The following is a 17,513-nucleotide window of genomic DNA, read 5'->3' as shown; positions in this document are numbered from 1 at the left end:
GTGCCGGGCATCAGAACTCCACACCCTTCTGGGCCTTCACGCCGGACTTGAAGGCGTGCTTGACCAGGGTCATTTCGGTGACGGTGTCGGCGGCGTCGATCAGCCCCTGGGGCGCGCCACGGCCGGTGGCGACCACGTGCTGGTGCTCGGGGCGGGATTCGATGTCCCGCAGCACCTCGTCCAGGTCCAGGTAGCCGTGCTTGAGGGCGATGTTCAGTTCATCCAGCACCACCAGGCCTACTTTCGGATCGTCCAGCAGCCCCCGGGCGACGGCCCAGGCGGCCCGCGCCTTCTCGATGTCGCGCTGGCGGTCCTGGGTGTCCCAGGTGTAGCCCTCGCCCATCACGTGGTAGCTGACCTCTTCGGGGAAGCGGCGGAAGAAGTTCTCTTCACCGGTGGACATGCCGCCCTTGATGAACTGCACCACGCCGACCCTGAGGCCATGGCCGAGGGCGCGGGCGACCATGCCGAAAGCCGAGCTGCTCTTGCCCTTGCCGTTGCCGGTGTGCACCAGCAGGAGGCCGTATTCATCCCGGGCCTGGGCGATCTTCTCGTCGATCACGGCCTTCTTGCGCTGCATGCGGGCCTTGTGCCGGGCGTCGCGTTCGGCGGATTCGGTCATCGGAGCGTCCTCGTCACAGAGCCTGGTAACGAACGGTGAAGAACACCGCCTGCCCCGGCTGGTTGAAGTCCTGCGCGGTTTCGTAGTCGGCATCCAGCAGGTTGGTCACCTTGGCCTGCAGGCGCCACTCCTCGGTCAGCCAGTATTCGCCACGCAGGTCGAGCGTGGCGTAGCCGGCCAGGCGGTCGTCGTTTTCCACGTCGTCGAAGCGCCGTCCTTCGGCATGCAGGGTCGCGCCAAGGCCAAGCTTGCCGAATCGGCGGTCCAGGTCCAGGTTGAACACCTGCTGGGCGCGGCGCGGCAGTTCATTGCCGTGGTTGGCGTCTCGGGCGCGGTTCTCGGTGTCGAGAACGGTCGCGTTGGCCTGCCAGTCCCAGCCCAGCCAACGGCTGCCGAGCACCAGTTCGATGCCGTCAATGCGTGCCTTGCCGATGTTGTTAGGGCTGCCGAACGGCCCCAGCCCGGAGTTCGCGTCGTGCACGATCATGTCATCGACATGGGTGCGGAAGGCGTTCGCGGACCAGCGCCCCCAGTCGTGCTCACCGGTCAGGCCGACCTCGAAGGTCTCGGAGGTTTCCGCGTCCAGGTTCGGGTTGCCATAGTCGGGGAAGTACAGCTCGTTGAAGCTCGGCGCCTTGAAGGCGGTGCCGTAGCTCAGGCTGAAGCGCACCGCGTCGGTCAGGGCGTAGCCCCAGGCGGCGCTGCCGGTGTCGTGGGTGCCGAACTGCTCGTTGTCGTCGCGGCGCAGGGCCAGCTGCCAGTCCTGGCGCCCGTATTCGCCCAGGTACTGGGCGAACCAGCCTTTGTTCAGCCGCGAGTCCTTGTCGAAGGCAGTGGAACTGCTGACCCGGTCCCGCTGCCAGTCGTAGCCCAGGGTCAGCACGTGGCCTTCGGCCAGGGTCAGGTCGTTCAGCCAGGAGGCGGAGTCGCGCTGGGTATCGAAGCGCGAGTAGAACAGTCCGCTGGTTTCGGTATAGGCCAGGTCTTCGCTGCGACCGGCCTGCAGGGTCACATCCCAGGGCTCCAGCGGACTGAAACGGGCGCGACCACCGGCCAGGCGCTGCTCGTTGTCGGAGTTGGCGTTGTGGCCGCCGCCGGGATTGAAGGGGCTCACCAGATCGAGATCGGTATGGCCCTTGGCACGCAGCAGGGTGCCATCCAGCTCCAGGCCGTTATCGAAGCGATAGCCGGCGCGCAGGTTGCCGGACAGGTTGCGGTAACCGTCGGCGTCGGGCTCGTGATAGCTATTGCGCGCATTGAGGGCGTCGATGCCGTCGGTGTCCTGGCTGCTGACGCCGAGGCTGTACCAGGCCCGTCCATCACCGCCGGAAACGCCGGCGCTGCCGTCATAGCTGTCGTGGGTGCCATAACCTGCCGAGAACCAGGGCTTGGTGCCCTCCTCCCCGCCCTTGCGGGTGAAGATCTGGATCACGCCGCCGATGGCTTCGGAGCCGTAGAGGCTGGAACGCGGACCACGAACCACCTCGATGCGCTCGATCAGCTCCACCGGCAGGTCCTGGAAGGCGGTCAGGCCATTGCTGACCGAACCCACCTTGACCCCGTCTATCAGCACCAGCACATGGTCCGATTCGGTGCCACGGATGGAAACCGAGGTCTGCTTGCCCGGCCCGCCGTTGTTGTTGAGGGTCACGCCCGGCACAGTGCGCAGCAGCTCGGGCACCGAACGGGCCTGGCTGCGCTCGATCTCTTCGCGGTCGATCACACTGCTGGCGGCCAGGCTGGCGCGCACCGGCCGTTCGCTACGGGTTGCCGTGACCACCTGTTCGTCCAGCGTCAGGGGCGCGGCGTTCAGGAAGGGGGAAATGGAAGTACCGCCGAGCAGCGCAAGCGCCGCCGGCCTGAAGAAAGGCTTGCGAATCAAGGTCGGATCTCCGTCGTGCCACCCGCGCGACATTTCTTGGGAGGAACTGCATGCGGAAAACTCCGCGATGCCCTGTGTGCGACAGGCCGGTCTCCGGGCTTGCGAGTGGAGCGACATGCTCCTGCGCCGCGCCTTCCCATGCTGGAGCACAGTGGCCGATTGCGGCATTCGACTCGCCTACCGTTGCGGGGGCAGCGCCGGATTCTTCGAAGGAATGGACCGGCTTCCCTGTTTCACCCCTTAGGCCAAAGCCAAGGGGCACCTGAGGCAGCGGCGAAGGTTAGAGGGTGCGCGGGGTAGCGTCAAATCGGATGGCGGCCAGGGGACCGGGTACATCCGCAGCGAAACGAACCGGTAGATACCGTCTTGATCCCTAGTGAGCAAGCGCCCGTTCTGCATCGAAGGGCTGGCCCGATTTGAGGACCCCGTAGGCGATGTGCAGCAGTTTGCGCATCGCCGCGCAGACGATCTGCTTACCCGTCTTGCCCTTCGCGCGCAGGCGTTCACTCAGCGCTCGGATAGCCGCGTTGTGCGTCAGCGCGCTCACCGCTGGCATGTACAACCCCGCCCGCAGGCGCGCCGAGCCCATCTTGGAAATCCGGGTCTGGCCCTTGTAGGTGCCGGACTCCTGCAGCTTCGGATTCAGCCCGGCAAAGGCGGTGATCGCGCGGGCACTCCTGAAGCGCAGGGGGTCTTGCGGAACAGCCCGGCCAGTTCCTCGAACACCGGGCATTGCCGATTGGCCTGGTACAGCACCTGATTGCCCTGTTTACTGCGCAGCAACAACCCGGCCTCGGCCAACTTGGCCAGCTCACGGTGCAGTGAGCCGGCATGAGTGCCGGTCAGGCGCGCCAATTCGCGCACGTGCAGCGCTTGCTCCGGGTGCAGCAGCAGCCAGCTCAGCACGCGCTGGCGTTGCAGGCCGAACAGGGTATCCAGCAGGTTCATGTTGTAGCCAACTCAGCTTCATTCGTAGCCGTTTTGGCTACATTAGTAGCCGGAGCGGTCACAGGCAAGCTCACCTCGGCGCAGCCCAACAGCGCCGGCGCATCGAATGGGGGTTGGAGATGCCGCCGGTCCAGAAGGCGTTCCAGACGGCGTCGACTTGGCTCTTGAGTTCCCCGGTGATCATGCTTGTCCTGCTTGGTGCGCGATTGAGTCGGGCGCCCGGGCGGGCGCAAATTTCTGCAGCGGCGGACGGTAATGCGGCACGACGCCCAAGGCAACCGGAAGTTCGCCCCGAATTCGCTGATTGATGGCAGTCTTTGTTCGGACATTGAATGGACCGCTCCATTCACGCCCTTGGGGCGCATCATCCCGCCGGGATGCGACGTCCTCAACACCTGGGAGATGCCATGAAAATCCAGACCATCAGCTATCTGAAGCAGCATGCTGCCTCGCTGGATCTCAGCGAGCCCATGGTGATCACCCAGAAGGGCGTACCGGCCTATGTGGTCGAGTCCTACGCCGAGCGCCAGCGCCATGACGAAGCGTTGGCACTGATCAAATTGCTGTCCTTCGCCGACCGCGATGTGGCGGAAGACCGCTTGATCTCGGGTGACCCCCTGCTGGAACGACTGAAGCAGCGCAGCCCTGCTGCCCAGGAAACGCCGGGAGACGCCCAGGCTGATCAAAACGATTGAGATCGCCTACGGGCAATGCAGCGACCTGCAACACTTGATGCAGACACAGCCGCTGGATTCGCTTCGCTCTAGCGCACCTGCGAACCCGCCCATGCGGTCGCCATTAGGGCCGCCATCACCTCCCCCGCCGCACCTTGCAGGCAAAGGTCGGCACGCGCGCTGAGGGGCGTGGGCTGTGGGTTGATTTCCACCAGATAGGCGCCGTGGCGCTTGGCCAGGAACGGCAGTTCGGCCGCCGGGTAGACCAGGCTGGAAGTGCCGATGCTGAGGAACAGGTCGGCGTCCCGGCTGGCCTCGGCGGCCGCCTCCAGCACGTTTTCAGGCAGGCTCTCGCCGAACCAGACCACCGCCGGGCGCAGCAGGCCGCCACATTCGCAGCGCGGGATGCGGCGAACATCCTCCGGCCAGTGGCCGCCGTCGCGTCGGCATTTGAAGCATTTCAGGCGATGGATATTGCCGTGCAGTTCCAGGGGCGCGGAGCTGCCGGCGCGCTGGTGCAGGCCGTCGACGTTCTGGGTGATCAGGGTGACCTTCGGCAGCCGCCGCTGCAGTTCTGCGATGGCCTGGTGCGCCGGATTGGGCGGTACCGCCAGGCAGCGCTCGCGGCGCCAGGCGTACCAGTCCCAGACCGTCTGCGGATCGGCGCGGAATCCTTCGGGGCTGGCCAGTTGCTCGGGACGGTATTTCGCCCAGAGGCCGGTCTGGGCGTCACGGAAGGTCGGGATTCCGCTCTCGGCGGAAACGCCGGCGCCCGTGAAGATCAGCAGATGCCGGGAATTCCGCAGGCGCGAAACAAGGTCGTCGGGGATGCGTGTCATTCAGTGCCTCGGGGTGAAGCCCGCCGGCTTGCCCGCCAGCCAGTCGACGAAGGTGCGCAGACGCTCGTCGCCCAGCAGGGCATCGCGGTTGTTGTAGGTCAGGGCCAGTTCCTTCTCGCTGAACAGCTTGTGGATCTGGTTGTGGCAGGGGCGGCAGACCCAGAGGGTGGCGGTGATGCGCTCGCCCTTGCCGAAGCGTTTCTGCACGTAGGGTTTGTCGTGCAGCGCCTTGGGGATCAGGTGATGGCGGGTCAGCATGGATGCGCGACCACAGAGTTCGCAGGCATCGGGCTGGGGCGGAAGGCGGATTGGCTCGGGCATGCCCTTCAACGCTTGCGGCAGAGGGTCAGGCCGTCGCCCACCGGCAGCATCGAGAGGTCGACGCGCCGGTCGTTCTTCAGGGCCAGATTGAGCGCCTGGATGGCGCGGGTATCGGGGTCATCCGGCTGTTGTTCCAGGACCCGGCCGCTCCAGAGCACGTTGTCGAACAGGATCAGCCCGCCCGTGCGGGCCAGGCGCAGGGCCTCTTCCAGGTAGGCCGGGTAATTGGCCTTGTCGGCATCGATGAAGATCAGGTCGAAACTGCCGTCCTGCAGGCCGGCGAGAGTATCCAGCGCGGGCGCGAGGCGCAGCTCGATGCGCCCGGCAAGGCCAGCGTCCTGCCAATAACGGCGGGCGATGGCGTTGTAGTCGCCGGGCAGGTCACAGCAGATCATTTGCCCATCGCCGGGCAGCTCTGCGGCCATGCACAGAGCACTGTAGCCGGTGAAGGTGCCCACTTCGAGGATGCGCCGGGCGCCGGTGAGCCTGACCAGCAAGGCCATGAACTGGCCCTGCTCCGGCGCGATCTGCCAGCGGGCCATGGGCAGTGCCGCGGTTTCAGCGCGCAGACGTTCGAGGAGGGGCGCCTCCCGCAGCGAAACCTTGAGGAGATAGCCGTAGAGGGCGTCGTCCAGGTTCAGCGTGCGGTTGGTCATGGATGCCTCAGTGGGATTGCGCCAGACGTGGATCGAAGATTACGCGCTTGGCGCTGAGATAGCTTCGTTGCCAGTAGCTGTTCGACAGACTGTCGAGCCGCACCGTTCCGCCGGTGCGCGGCGCATGAACGAAACGCCCTTCGCCCACATAGATGCCGGCATGACTGACCTGGCCGCCGCCATTGGTGGCGAAAAACACCAGATCGCCGCTTTGCAGGGCATCGATGCCGATGCTCGGGGCGCGCATGGTGATCAGTTCGCGAGTGGAGCGCGGCAGGCTGATGCCCGCGGCGTCACGGTAGACGTAGCCGATGAGGCCACTGCAGTCGAAACCGCTGTCCGGGGTGTTGCCGCCCCAGCGATAGGGCGTGCCGACCAGGCCTATGGCGCGGAACAGCACGTCTTCGGCGGCCGGCGAGGACTGCTGGACGGGGGTGGCGACAGGAGGGGAATAAGGCGGCGGCGCCTTGCTCGCACAAGCGGTGAGCAGCGAGGCCAGGGCAAGAATGGCAAGGCGGTCCGGTGCGAGCATGGCAAGTCAGTCCTGACTTGAAGAATGCTCGCTAATTTGCTGATCTCACAATGATATTGCAAGAGGCAGCTGTGCGATTGTGCACAAAAAAGCCGAGGCGGCCATGAAGGCCGCCTCAGCTTGTCGTCTCGAACCCGCCTGGATCAGCGATGCAGGGGGGAACGAGTCGGGGTGTTCATGGCCAGGACGCGCTTGGCTTCCATGTAGCTGGCCTTCCAGTAGCGGTCGTCGAGGCTGTCGACGCGCACACCGCCGCTGCGACTGCTGCTGGAGTGGATGAAGCGGTCGTCGCCGATATAGATGCCGGTGTGGCTGACGCGGCCACGGCCACGGTTGTTGAAGAACACGATATCGCCCGGCTGCAGCTCGCTGCGGGCGATCACCGGGGCATCCAGGTTGATCATCTCGCGCGTGGAGCGCGGCAGCTGGATACCGGCTTCTTCCTTGAACAGGTAACCCACGAAGCCACTGCAGTCGAAGCCGGTCTTCAGGGAACGGCCACCGAAGCGGTAGGGGGTGCCCACCAGTTCGAAACCGCGCTCCAGCAGGCCATCGGCCAGGGACGGCAGCTGGTAGGGCTCGTCGTCGGTGAGGTTGGCCAGGTCCAGTGCGGTGGGTTCGCGATCCGCCAGCAGGGAGTCGGGAGCGCCGTCGGCTGCGGGAGCCTCGGTCTGGAGCTGGGGTTGCTGCTGCACGTTGTTGGCGCAAGCGGCGAGAAACAGAGCGAAGGTAAGAGGCACGAGGGGTGCGAAGCGCTTCAGCATGGGCACGACCGTGTCGAAGAGTTTTTGATGAAGGCGCGACTATGCCTTCTATCAACCTCATTTGCAAATTTAATCGCCCAAAATGTGACTCAGCAGTCCTTGCAAAACATCTAAGGCCTTTCCTCTGAGGTGGACATCGACGACGGGACTGAGGTCGGTGAGCGCCGGGTTGATTTCCACAGTGAAACCGCCTGCGTGGCGGGTGCGGATAACGGGCTCGATGATGTAGGGAAAGCTCGCCGTGGTTCCCACCGAGATCACCGCATCGAATCCCTTGCGTAGCTCGGCGTAGAGGCTGTCGATGGCCTGCTCGGGGAGCATTTCTTCGAACAGCACCACGGGTGGCCGGAGAATACCACCACAATCATGGCATTTGGGAGGCATTTCTCCTGCCAGATGTCGGGCAAGGTCAGAACTTTCCGCCCCGCAGGATTGGCAGAACAGCGGCGACAGTTCGCCATGGATCTCGATCAGCCGCTCCGGTGGTGAACCCGCCTGGCGGTGGTAGCCGTCGATGTTCTGGGTCAGCACCCAGCACTCCGGCTTGAGCTGTTGCAGCTGCGCGATGGCTTCGTGACCGGCGTTCGGCCGGGCACCAAGGCAGGCGCGGCCAAGCTGGGCGAGGTACTTCCAGCAGAGCGCCGGATTGCGCCGCAGCATCGGGCCGGAAAGCGCTTCTTCGATAGGCAGCCCCTCCTCCGTCACGCCGTTATAGAGGCCGCCCAGCCCCCGGTAGGTAGGCAGTCCCGAGTCGGCCGACAGCCCGGCCCCGGTGATCACCAGGATTCGTTCGGCAGCCTTCAGGGCTGCGGCTACGTGCTGGATATCCGACATGCTCATCCCCCGTTCCGCTCGGCGCCCAGTGTCCGCCCGCAGCTGCGGGCGCTGCAACCGCCGGCTCAGTGGTTGACGGTGTGGGCCAGCATCACGGACAGCTGGCACAGCGGACGGCCGCTTTCGGCGTGCCACTGGTTGAAGGCGGCCTGCACCTGGGCCAGGTCTTTCTGGCTGGTGGGCGCCTTGTCGATGATGTCCTGGGCCTTGAGGGCGGCGACCAGGTCGTCGGTGGGGATGAAGGTGTCCTTGCCGACCATGCGCAGAAAGCGCGGCGCCGACAGTCCGCCCAACTGGTTGCCGTGCTTGGCCAGGTATTTCCACAGGCCGACGATGTCGGTCGCTGGCCAGTCGGCGATCAAGGCACCGAAGCCGCCCTTCTCCCGCGCCACATCCAGCACGAACTGGGCATTGCGCGGCACGCTCTTGAGCTTGCCCAGGTGGCGGATCAGGCGCGTGTCCTGCATCAGCCGCTCCAGGTGCTCGGCCCCCATCAGCACCACCTTCTGCGGGTCGAAACCGAAGAACACCTCCTCGAACGCCGGCCACTTGGCATCCACCAGGCTGTGCTTGAGCCCTGCACGAAACACCCGCAACGCCATCAGCGACAGGTAGCGATCATCGCTGAGCGATCGTAACTCGGCATCGCTGTGCGGCTGCGGCAGGCGCGCTTCCAGGGCCTCGGCCGAGCCGAAGCGGTTCAGGCAGTATTCATGGAGCCAGCGGTAATCGCGCATGCAATGTCCTTTCGCTGCGAAGCGTTCCCACAAGAAGCAGGATCAGATATGAACCACGTCCAGGGTGCGCGGCGTGGCGGTTTCGTCGATGCGCAGGTTGACGAAGTCGAACAGGTTGCGGTCCGCCAGTTGCGACGGCACCACGTTCTGCAGCGCGCGGAACATGATCTCGGTACGGCCCGGCGACTTGCGCTCCCACTCGTTGAGCATTTCCTTGACCACCTGGCGCTGCAGGTTCTCCTGGGAACCGCAGAGGTTGCACGGGATGATCGGGAACTCCTTGAGCCTGGAGTAAGCCTCGATATCAGCCTCGTTGCAGTAGGCCAGCGGACGAATCACCACGTTGCGGCCATCGTCGGCCAGCAGCTTCGGCGGCATGGCCTTGAGGGTGCCGCCGTAGAACATGTTGAGGAAGAAGGTTTCCAGGATGTCGTCGCGGTGGTGTCCAAGGGCCATCTTGGTTGCACCGATCTCGTCGGCGAAGGTGTAGAGCGTGCCACGGCGCAGGCGCGAGCAGAGCGAGCAGGTGGTCTTGCCTTCCGGGATCTTCTCCTTCACCACCGAGTAGGTGTCCTTCTCGATGATGTGGTACTGCACGCCAATGGATTCCAGGTAGGCCGGCAGCACGTGTTCGGGGAAGCCGGGCTGCTTCTGGTCCATGTTCACGGCCACGATCTCGAACTTGATCGGCGCGACCTTCTGCAGGTACAGCAGCACGTCCAGCATGGTGTAACTGTCCTTGCCGCCGGACAGGCAGACCATGACCTTGTCGCCATCCTCGATCATGTTGAAGTCGGTGATGGCTTCGCCGGCCAGGCGGCGGATGCGTTTCTGCAGTTTGTTCTGGTTGACCGAAAGGGTGCCCATGGTGCTCTGAAATCCGGGGGAGATGCGAAAAGCTGGCTATTTTACGCACAAAGCGGGCGCGGCCCCAGCCCCATCGACGGGCCGTGCTAGGCTTGCGCCGATGAACAGCGACCTCGACCCGGCCCTCGACCTCAGCGACCAGCTCCTCGAACTCTTGCGTGGGGCCCGCGAAGGCCTGAGCGAGTATCAGCTGATCCAGGCCCTCAAGGCCCGCCACTCCACCCACATCCCGCACCTGGAACTCACCGACAGGCTGGTGCTGTTCCGCACCCACTTCCTGGTCTTCAACGCCCTCTATCGTCTCCGCGACCGCCTGAACGGCAACGGCGAGGCGCAGCTCGCCATCAGCCCGCTGTGCGTGCAGCTGCTGCCCTACGTGCCCGGCGCCGCAGCGGCGCTCAACGAGCTCGACCCGCTGCGCGACTACTACCTGGACCTGAAAAACCTGCGGGACACCACGGAGGAAGACGTGGAACGGCTGCTGGCCAGCTTCTGGACGCGCATGCAGGGCAGCGAGGAAAAGCTCGCGGCACTGGAACTGTTCGGCCTGCACAGCGGCAGCCAGCCTTTGAGCCTGGCCGTGATCAAGCAGCGCTACCGCCAGCTGGTGAGCCAGCATCACCCCGACCGGGGCGGCAGCACATCGCGCCTGCAATCGATCAACAAGGCCATGGAAATACTTCAACGCTATTACAGCTGAGGCCGAATCTTCGATTCGCTCTAAGGCGACCCCGGATGACCTGCCTATACTGCGACATAAGGTCGCATAGGTCGGCCGGGTACCGGTGAGCGCTGTCCACGCGCTGCCGGCGCTTCGCTGGGGGGCGACCTCATAATAATGAGGAGGTGTTCAGCATGATCCACCACGTCTGGGGGCTCTTCACCCATCCCGATCAAGAGTGGCAGGAGATCCGTGGCGAAGATGAAAGCATCGGCCACATGTACCTCACCCACGTCCTGATCCTTGCTGCAATTCCCGTAATTTCTGCCTATATCGGCACAACCCAGGTCGGCTGGGCACTGGGCAAGGGCGATCCCGTGATGCTCACCCAGTCCAGCGCGTTGCAGATGTCCATCATGTCGTACCTGGCGATGCTCGCCGGCGTGGCGGTGATGGGCGGGTTCATCCACTGGATGGCGCGCACCTACGACGCCAACCCGAGCATTACCGAGTGCATCGTTTTTGCCGCCTACTGCGCGACCCCGCTGTTCGTCGGCGGCCTCGCGGCGCTTTACCCGCACCTCTGGTTCGGCGCAACGGTGGGCACCCTGGCCATCTGCTACACGGTCTACCTGCTTTATGTGGGAATCCCCACGTTCATGAACATTCCGAAGGACGAAGGCTTCCTGTTCTCTAGCTCGGTGCTGGCGGTAGGCCTGGTAGTGCTGGTGGCAATGATCGCCGCCGCCGTGATCCTCTGGGGCTTCGGCCTGGGTCCGGTGTACACCAGCTGACGACATCCACTGGCAATAAGGCCGCCTGCGGGCGGCCTTTCCTTTTGTCCGGGAATGACCACTCGGCGTCATCGACTTCGGCAGCCCCAGGCTTTACGGCATAATTCCGCGCCAATGGAGTGCCCTATGCCCGAGCAGCTGTTTGCCCGCGTCGAGGCCTGCTATCAACAGGCCGAAGCCTTTTTCAAATGCCGCTTCACCCGCCCAGAAGTGAGTTTCAAGCTGCGCGGGCAGAAGGCCGGCGTCGCCCATCTGGACGAGAACAAGCTGCGCTTCAATCCGCAGCTCTACCGCGAGAACCAGGAAGACTTCCTGCGCCAGACCGTGGCCCACGAAGTGGCGCATCTGGTGGCCCATCAATTGTTCGGCCCGCGCATCCAGCCCCATGGCGAGGAATGGCAGCTAATCATGCGCGGGGTGTACGAGCTGCCACCCAACCGCTGCCACAACTACGAAGTGAAGCGGCGCAAGGTGACGCGCTACCTCTATCGTTGCGCCTGCCCCGACGGCCACCCCTTCTCCGCCCAGCGCCACGCCCTGGTGGCGCGCGGCCGCCGTTATTACTGCCGGCGTTGCCGGGTAACGCTGGTGTTCACCGGCGAACAGAGCCACGACTGACGCCGAAGTCGCTGCTTTTCTGTGGGGGCGAATTCATTCGCGAAGCAGGCCGAAGGCCTGCCTGGCGCCCCGAGTCTTGGGGACTGCTATGCGGTCCTCAGCGAATGAATTCGCCCTCACAAGGTTCGCCAAGCCTTGCCACAGGCACCCTACCCCACCGCCTTCGCCGCTTTCAGCGCTTCGATCCGCTCGGGGCTCAAGCCCAGTTCGGCCAGCACTTCCGCCGTATGGGAACCCACAGGCCCACCGGCATGGCGCGGTGCAGGCAAGCCGGCGGAGAACCTGATCGGGCAGGCGATCTGCTTCTGCGGCGGCAGGCCGTCGCGCGGCACCTCCACTACCAGTCCGCGAGCCTTGATCTGTGGATGCTCCACCGCTTCGGACAATGGCAGCATGGGCTCGACGCAGGCATCCAGGGCGGAGAAGATTTCCACCCACTCGGCGAAATCACGCTTCTCGAACTCGATCTCGATGGCACGCTTGAGCTCCTGCTGGTCCTCAGGCTTCGGCGAAAGTCCCTTGGCCGCCAATTCGGGACGGCCGATGGCCGCGCAGAACTGCTGCATGAACTGCGGCTCCAGGCTGCCCACCGAGAACCAGCGACCATCGCGAGTGCGGTAGTAGTCGTAGAAGCTGCCGCCATTGAGCACCTGATTCTCCATATCCGGCTCCACCCCAGCCCCTAGGTATCCAGCACCGGCCATGCCGTGCAGGGCGAAGGCGCAGTCGGTCATGCTGACGTCCACATGCTGCCCCTCCCCCGTCGCCTGGCGATGGATCACCGCCGCCAGCAGGCCCATTACCCCGTGCAGGGAACCGCCGCCGATGTCCGCCAGCTGCACCCCCAGCGGCAGTGGCCCGCTGTCACGGCGACCGGTGTAGGAAGCGATGCCGGCCAGGGCCAGGTAGTTGATGTCATGCCCGGCGCGATCCCGATAGGGCCCGCTCTGGCCATAACCGGTGATGGAGACGTAGATCAGCTTCGGATTGACCGCCTTCAGCGCCTCATAGCCCAATCCCAAGCGCTCCATCACGCCGGGGCGGAACTGTTCGAGGACGATGTCGTAGTCGCGCACCAGTTGCTTGACCAGCTCCACCGCTTCCGGATGCTTCAGATCCAGGGCGATGCTGCGCTTGTTGCGGTTGAGGTAGGCGTGGCTGGTGGATTGACCGCCATCGTGGGGCGGCAGCACGCGCACCAGATCCATGCGCGTGGGCGACTCAACCCGCAGCACATCGGCGCCCATGTCGGCCAGCAGCAACGAGGCGAAGGGCCCCGGCAGCAGGGTGGAGAAATCGAGGACTTTAAGCGAAGACAGCGGGCCTTTCATGGCAACTCCTGATGCGTGTGTTCGGGCGGTCATTCCCAATGCAGCGCCTGGCGCGTATCGAGACGCTCTACCGCCGGGGCGTAACGGGCTTCGAGCACGTTGCGGCGAATCTTCATGGTGGGTGTCATGCAGCCGTTATCCACTGTCCAGGGCTCGCGCACCAGCAGCAAATGACTGACGCGCTCATGGGGCAGCAGCCGGCTGTTGAGCTGTTCGAGGGTGGCCAGCAGGTCGGTTTCCACCTGGGCGCGGGCCTGCTCGCGGGCCGCAGGGCTGAGTTCGATCAGCGCCAGCGGCTGGTCCAGGCCACTGCCCATCAGGCACACCTGCTCCACCCAGTGGCTCTTGGCGATCTCGCCCTCGATGGGCGCCGGCGCCACGTACCTGCCCTTGCTGGTCTTGAAGATGTCCTTCACCCGACCGGTGATGCGCAGGTAGCCATCGGCGTCGATCTGCCCCTTGTCACCGGTGTGCAGCCAACCGTCGCGCAGGGTCTCCTGGCTTTTCTCCGGTTCCAGGTAATAGCCAGTCATGAGCGCTGGGCTACGGTAGAGGATTTCACCATCATCGGCGATGCGCAGCTGGTTGTCCGGCATCACCCGTCCCACGGTGCCGAAGCGTACCTGCCCCGGCCGGTTGAAATTACCGTAGGCGAAGTTCTCGGTCATGCCATAACCCTCGCAGATGGTCAGGCCGATGCGCCGGTACCACTCCAGCAGCGCCACGGGTATCGGCGCGGCGCCGCTCACCAGCACCCGCGCCCGGTCCAGCCCCAGGCCGCGGCGAATCTTCCAGGCCACCAGCGCGCCGAGCAGCGGAATCGCCAGCAGGCGGTCGAGCCGACGCTGGGCCAGTTTTTCCAGCACGCCCTGCTGGAAGCGCGTCCACAGGCGCGGCACCGAAAAGAACAGGGTCGGGCGGACTTCCCGCAGGTCCTCGGCGAAGGTATCCAGGGATTCGACGAAGGCGATGCCACCACCGCAGTAGAGGCTGTTGGTGGCCACCAGAAAGCGCTCGGCGGCGTGGGACAGCGGCAGGTAGGAGAAGAACTGGTCCTCCTGCCCCAGCCCCAACTCCCGCACCGAGCGGCTGGAGGCGAAGGCGAACGCCCGCGCCGTCTGCATCACGCCCTTGGGCTGGCCGGTGGTGCCGGAGGTATAGAGGATGCTGAGCAGGTCGTCGGGGCGCTGCTCGTGCCCCTCGCGCAGAGGTGCGTGGCGGGCCAGCAGTTCGCCCCAGGCATGGTCGGCACGCAAGGTCGGATAAGGCATGGCGATGCGCACCACCTCGGCAGGAATGCCCGGTTCGAGGCTTTCGGCATGGTCCAGCTTGCCGAGGATGATCACCTTGCACGCCGAGTGGCGCAGCACATAGCCGATACTCTCGGCCGACTGCAGCGGATAGAGCGGCACGCTGACCAGCCCGGCGAGCATGATCGCCATGTCGCTCAGGATCCATTCGGCGCAGTTCTTCGCCAGGATCGCCACCCGGTCCCCCGGCTCGCAGCCCAGCGCACGCAGCGCACTGGCCAGGCGCCGGGCACGGTCGTCAGCCTCGCGCCAGGTAATCGGGTACCAGGTCCGTGCCACCGGCTGGCGCAACCAGACGCGCTCCGGCGTCGCCGCCACCCAATGGGCAAAACACTGCAACGGCAGTTGCTCGCTCATCCTTCAGCCCTCTTGTTCTTGTTTTCGGCTCGATCTCCGATGGCCCATCACTCTATAGCTTGCATACCCTCCGCGCATTGGCCCGGAAAAACTTCTCCCGCACCGCGTCCGGCAACTCCAGATCGACCATGGTGTTTTCCGGGCTCAGGCCCTTGTCGAGCAGCGCCGCACTCCTCGCCCGCCCAGACGCGCTGCATGGCGATGCCTCCCCGGGCCGAAGCCGTGCCGCAGGTTAGGCATCTGCCGCTAGCATCCTCAATGACGCAAGCGCTCAGGGAAATTGACGCAATCGTCCAGGTTTTCGCGCGCAAGAATCCGCTGCACTTCGGGTCGTATGAAACACCCTGTCCAAGAGCGTTTGATTCAAAAAATCCCACCACTGGCGATGCAGATCGCCACAGGGCAATGAAATGAGCAGGGTGCGTCAGTCAAGTCCACAACTGCCGGGCGCGCCGGAACATGCCAGGGACTGGCTCAGCATTGTGCGCAGCTTGTTGGTGACTTCCTTGGCGTCTTCGTCGCTTTCAAGCACGTAAGGCTGAATGAGCAGAATGACTTCTTCGCGGTTCTTGACTATCTGCTGCTTACCGAAGAGCCCCCCAATCCACGGAAGATCCTTGAGTAAGGGAACGCCAGCATTGGAGTCGGAAACGTTATCCCGGATCAGTCCCCCCATGAGGACCGAGCCTCCGCTCTTCAGGGTCAAGGCGGTTTCAAGGGATGTTCGGGAAATGATCGGCGCCGTCACACTGCCATTGCCACTGCTGTCGCCGGATGCACCGCCTCCGTCACTCAGCTCCTGGCTCACGGTCAGGTCGATGCGGTTATTCGAATAGACGATCGGTGCGACGTTCAGAATAGTGCCGGTGGAACGATAGGCGATCTCATTGCGCAAGTTGGTAGTGCCCCCGGTCGTGCTGTCGTCGTTGATCTGCGCAGTGGGAACGGGTATGTCGCTGCCGACGTTGATGTTGGCTTGCTCCCCGCTCTTGACCAGAATGCGTGGCGTCGCCAGAACTCTCACGCGTTGATCCTTCGCCAGCGCCGAAATCGCAGCCATGTTGCCACCAGCGGTGTTGATCACGTAATTGAATCCGGCTTCCCCCATGTTTCCACTGAGCTTGGCGCTGCTGAAATCACCATTCAGGAATTTCCATTCCGTTCCCAGAGATTTCGTATCGCTGAGGTTCACACTGGCGACCGTCACTTCAATCAGGACCTGACGAGCCGGCTTGTCCATCTGGCGGATGAGCTCTTGCATCTGCTGCCAGGTACGCGCCGAGCCGCGGAACAGGAGGGCATTACGATTCTCGTCCTCCACTATGACTCCGCTGCCTTTGATGTCCGATGCCAAGCTTTCAAGCAGGTTGTTCTGTCCGCCAACCAGTGCAGCCACACCAGCGGCGCGCAGCAATGACGGTGCGGGAGTTTGGGCCTCGCTGTCGCCAGATTGCCGCTTGCTGGTACTGACCGCGGCACGACTGGAGGCACTACTCTTGAGATCGGAGGTGATGCCATAGGCACCCTCTCCGGAAAGTCCTGACACCAAAGCCCGCAGTGTCCGGGCAAGATCCGTAACCCGCGTATTGCGCGCTTCGTAATAAAACAAACCTTCCCTGTCGCTCCCGTCCCCCTGCCCCACCACTGCGGCGGCCACAGGAGTCCTGTCAACTTGCTGCGCCCATTCGCGAACCAACCCGAGCAGGCTACCTTCATTGGCGAATACGATCAGGCCATTCGAGCTTTCCAGCGGCACCAGCACAATGGAACCGGAAGCCTGACCGATGCTGACGCTATATCCCTGGGCAGAAATCAGCGTCTTGAGTTGCTCGGCCAGGTCGGCTGCAGTGATGAACGCCGGGGCTATGCGCATGCTGTGGCGGCCACGCATGAACGGCTGATCGAGCAAGCGGACAGCTTCAGAGGCCTGTCGCACGATCGAAGACATCCCCTTCAGCATCAGGCCACTGCGCGCAGTGTCGGCTGACACGCTGAGCCCGGATTTCTCATAGGCGCTGTTTAGCCAAGGAATCACATCCCGCGCATCGACATTGTGCAACGGGATGAACTGGAAGACCGGTCGATAGGCAATGGGGACCTGATGAACAGCAACAGGATCAGAAAGAACTGGACGAACTGGCCAATGTCCCGGACGTAGACGCCGAGGCCGGCCAGGAACCATGCCAGCCCCGTCACGCAAAGCAGGAATGGAACCAGCAGCAACGGCAACAACAGCACGCTCCATCCGGGCACGCTGCCCTTGGCCATCAGGAAACCGATGAGCACCAGGTAACCAAGTACGGCATTCACGAATGCCGCGAGCACTGGCGTCACAGGGAGGATTTCCAAGGGGAAAACCAGCTTCTTCACGTAATTGACGTTGGCCGAAATGATACCCGGCGCCCGGGAAAGACCTTCGGAGAGGATGCCATTGAGCAGTAGGCCGGCGAACAGTGTCAGTGCAAAGGAATAGGTATCCTGGTCACTGCCCCAGCGGGATTTGAGTACAACACCGAAAACGAATGTGTAGATGAGCAGCAGGAGAATGGGGGACGCGATGATCCACAGGCGGCCTAGCATCGACTCACGATAGCGTGCCTCCACCTCGCGCCGGGTCAAGGCCAGCAAGAGCCCCAAACGGTCGGCAAATTTTTCAGGCATTGATGGCGGCACGTTCAAGGCGCAGCTTCTCCTGCTTGAGGCATGGGCGGACGCCCAACGAAAGCCGAGAAATATGCGAAATCAGCCGCGCCGCCACCATCGGCG

General features: G+C 63.9%; 18 protein-coding genes, 2 pseudogenes and 1 riboswitch. Of the genes and pseudogenes, 4 read left to right on the top strand and 16 right to left on the bottom strand.

Going from position 1 to position 17,513, the window contains the following annotated elements; translation table 11 throughout:
• Positions 1-10 precede the first annotated feature (10 nt).
• From cobO to ACFW0B_RS02625, 4 genes are all read right to left on the bottom strand, one after another.
• Positions 11-622, bottom strand: a complete 612-nt coding sequence (gene cobO / locus ACFW0B_RS02640) for a cob(I)yrinic acid a,c-diamide adenosyltransferase (protein WP_449146404.1) — start codon at positions 620-622, stop codon at positions 11-13.
• Positions 623-635: 13 nt separating this feature from the next.
• Entirely contained in the window at positions 636-2,537 is a 1,902-nt protein-coding gene (gene btuB / locus ACFW0B_RS02635) for a TonB-dependent vitamin B12 receptor (protein WP_449146403.1), read from the bottom strand.
• Positions 2,538-2,571: 34 nt separating this feature from the next.
• Positions 2,572-2,785: riboswitch (cobalamin riboswitch) on the bottom strand.
• A gap of 92 nt (positions 2,786-2,877) precedes the next feature.
• Entirely contained in the window at positions 2,878-3,237 is a 360-nt protein-coding gene (locus tag ACFW0B_RS02630; protein ID WP_449146402.1) for a transposase, read from the bottom strand.
• Complete coding sequence (locus ACFW0B_RS02625; RefSeq protein ID WP_449146401.1) at positions 3,147-3,452, bottom strand: winged helix-turn-helix domain-containing protein; 306 nt, start codon at positions 3,450-3,452, stop codon at positions 3,147-3,149. The genes ACFW0B_RS02630 and ACFW0B_RS02625 overlap by 91 nt, the downstream gene beginning before the upstream one ends.
• 407 nt (positions 3,453-3,859) lie before the next feature.
• Here ACFW0B_RS02625 and ACFW0B_RS02620 point away from each other — a divergent pair, with 407 nt between their 5' ends.
• Entirely contained in the window at positions 3,860-4,147 is a 288-nt protein-coding gene (locus ACFW0B_RS02620) for a type II toxin-antitoxin system Phd/YefM family antitoxin (protein WP_449146400.1), read from the top strand.
• 68 nt (positions 4,148-4,215) lie between these two features.
• Here ACFW0B_RS02620 and ACFW0B_RS02615 read toward each other — a convergent pair whose 3' ends face one another.
• The 8 genes from ACFW0B_RS02615 to ttcA form a co-directional block, all read right to left on the bottom strand.
• On the bottom strand, positions 4,216-4,965 hold the full coding sequence (locus ACFW0B_RS02615; RefSeq protein WP_449146399.1) for an SIR2 family NAD-dependent protein deacylase: 750 nt from the start codon (positions 4,963-4,965) through the stop codon (positions 4,216-4,218).
• Positions 4,966-5,286: a hypothetical protein gene (locus ACFW0B_RS02610; protein ID WP_449146398.1), complete on the bottom strand. Its 321-nt coding sequence runs from the start codon at positions 5,284-5,286 to the stop codon at positions 4,966-4,968.
• Between the two features lie 5 nt (positions 5,287-5,291).
• Positions 5,292-5,942, bottom strand: coding sequence for an O-methyltransferase (locus ACFW0B_RS02605; RefSeq protein WP_449146397.1), 651 nt, complete (start codon positions 5,940-5,942; stop codon positions 5,292-5,294).
• 7 nt (positions 5,943-5,949) lie between these two features.
• Complete coding sequence (locus tag ACFW0B_RS02600) at positions 5,950-6,474, bottom strand: C40 family peptidase (RefSeq protein ID WP_449146396.1); 525 nt, start codon at positions 6,472-6,474, stop codon at positions 5,950-5,952.
• Positions 6,475-6,617: 143 nt separating this feature from the next.
• On the bottom strand, positions 6,618-7,238 hold the full coding sequence (locus tag ACFW0B_RS02595; RefSeq protein ID WP_449146395.1) for a C40 family peptidase: 621 nt from the start codon (positions 7,236-7,238) through the stop codon (positions 6,618-6,620).
• A 69-nt stretch (positions 7,239-7,307) separates the two neighbouring features.
• A complete protein-coding gene (locus ACFW0B_RS02590) occupies positions 7,308-8,078 on the bottom strand; it encodes an NAD-dependent deacylase (RefSeq protein ID WP_449146394.1) in 771 nt (256 codons plus the stop codon).
• Between the two features lie 59 nt (positions 8,079-8,137).
• On the bottom strand, positions 8,138-8,809 hold the full coding sequence (locus tag ACFW0B_RS02585) for a DNA-3-methyladenine glycosylase I (RefSeq protein WP_449146393.1): 672 nt from the start codon (positions 8,807-8,809) through the stop codon (positions 8,138-8,140).
• A 42-nt stretch (positions 8,810-8,851) separates the two neighbouring features.
• Positions 8,852-9,676 (bottom strand): tRNA 2-thiocytidine(32) synthetase TtcA, encoded by an 825-nt coding sequence (ttcA, locus tag ACFW0B_RS02580; RefSeq protein ID WP_449146392.1) that lies wholly within the window; start codon positions 9,674-9,676, stop codon positions 8,852-8,854.
• A 100-nt stretch (positions 9,677-9,776) separates the two neighbouring features.
• Here ttcA and ACFW0B_RS02575 point away from each other — a divergent pair, with 100 nt between their 5' ends.
• The 3 genes from ACFW0B_RS02575 to ACFW0B_RS02565 all read left to right on the top strand — a co-directional run bounded on the left by ACFW0B_RS02575 (position 9,777) and on the right by ACFW0B_RS02565 (position 11,749).
• A complete protein-coding gene (locus ACFW0B_RS02575; protein ID WP_449146391.1) occupies positions 9,777-10,376 on the top strand; it encodes a DNA-J related domain-containing protein in 600 nt (199 codons plus the stop codon).
• A gap of 155 nt (positions 10,377-10,531) precedes the next feature.
• Positions 10,532-11,131 (top strand): Yip1 family protein, encoded by a 600-nt coding sequence (locus ACFW0B_RS02570; RefSeq protein ID WP_449146390.1) that lies wholly within the window; start codon positions 10,532-10,534, stop codon positions 11,129-11,131.
• 126 nt (positions 11,132-11,257) lie between these two features.
• Positions 11,258-11,749 (top strand): SprT family zinc-dependent metalloprotease, encoded by a 492-nt coding sequence (locus ACFW0B_RS02565; RefSeq protein WP_449146389.1) that lies wholly within the window; start codon positions 11,258-11,260, stop codon positions 11,747-11,749.
• A 149-nt stretch (positions 11,750-11,898) separates the two neighbouring features.
• Here the strand turns inward: ACFW0B_RS02565 and ACFW0B_RS02560 are convergent, their stop codons facing one another.
• The 4 genes and pseudogenes from ACFW0B_RS02560 to ACFW0B_RS02545 form a co-directional block, all read right to left on the bottom strand.
• Positions 11,899-13,080, bottom strand: a complete 1,182-nt coding sequence (locus ACFW0B_RS02560) for a CaiB/BaiF CoA transferase family protein (protein ID WP_449146388.1) — start codon at positions 13,078-13,080, stop codon at positions 11,899-11,901.
• A gap of 29 nt (positions 13,081-13,109) precedes the next feature.
• Positions 13,110-14,747, bottom strand: coding sequence for an AMP-binding protein (locus ACFW0B_RS02555; RefSeq protein ID WP_449146387.1), 1,638 nt, complete (start codon positions 14,745-14,747; stop codon positions 13,110-13,112).
• Between the two features lie 424 nt (positions 14,748-15,171).
• Positions 15,172-16,851: pseudogene (locus tag ACFW0B_RS02550) on the bottom strand (secretin N-terminal domain-containing protein); the annotation flags it as partial.
• A pseudogene (locus ACFW0B_RS02545) lies at positions 16,848-17,408 on the bottom strand (ABC transporter permease); the annotation flags it as partial. The pseudogenes ACFW0B_RS02550 and ACFW0B_RS02545, both read right to left, overlap by 4 nt.
• Between the last annotated feature and the right edge of the window lie 105 nt (positions 17,409-17,513).

This window comes from Metapseudomonas phytobenefica (genome assembly GCF_043392685.1).
In the GTDB taxonomy this organism is placed as follows: domain Bacteria; phylum Pseudomonadota; class Gammaproteobacteria; order Pseudomonadales; family Pseudomonadaceae; genus Metapseudomonas.
Note: the sequence above shows the minus strand (reverse complement) of the source record. Positions and strands in the feature narration are given on the sequence as shown.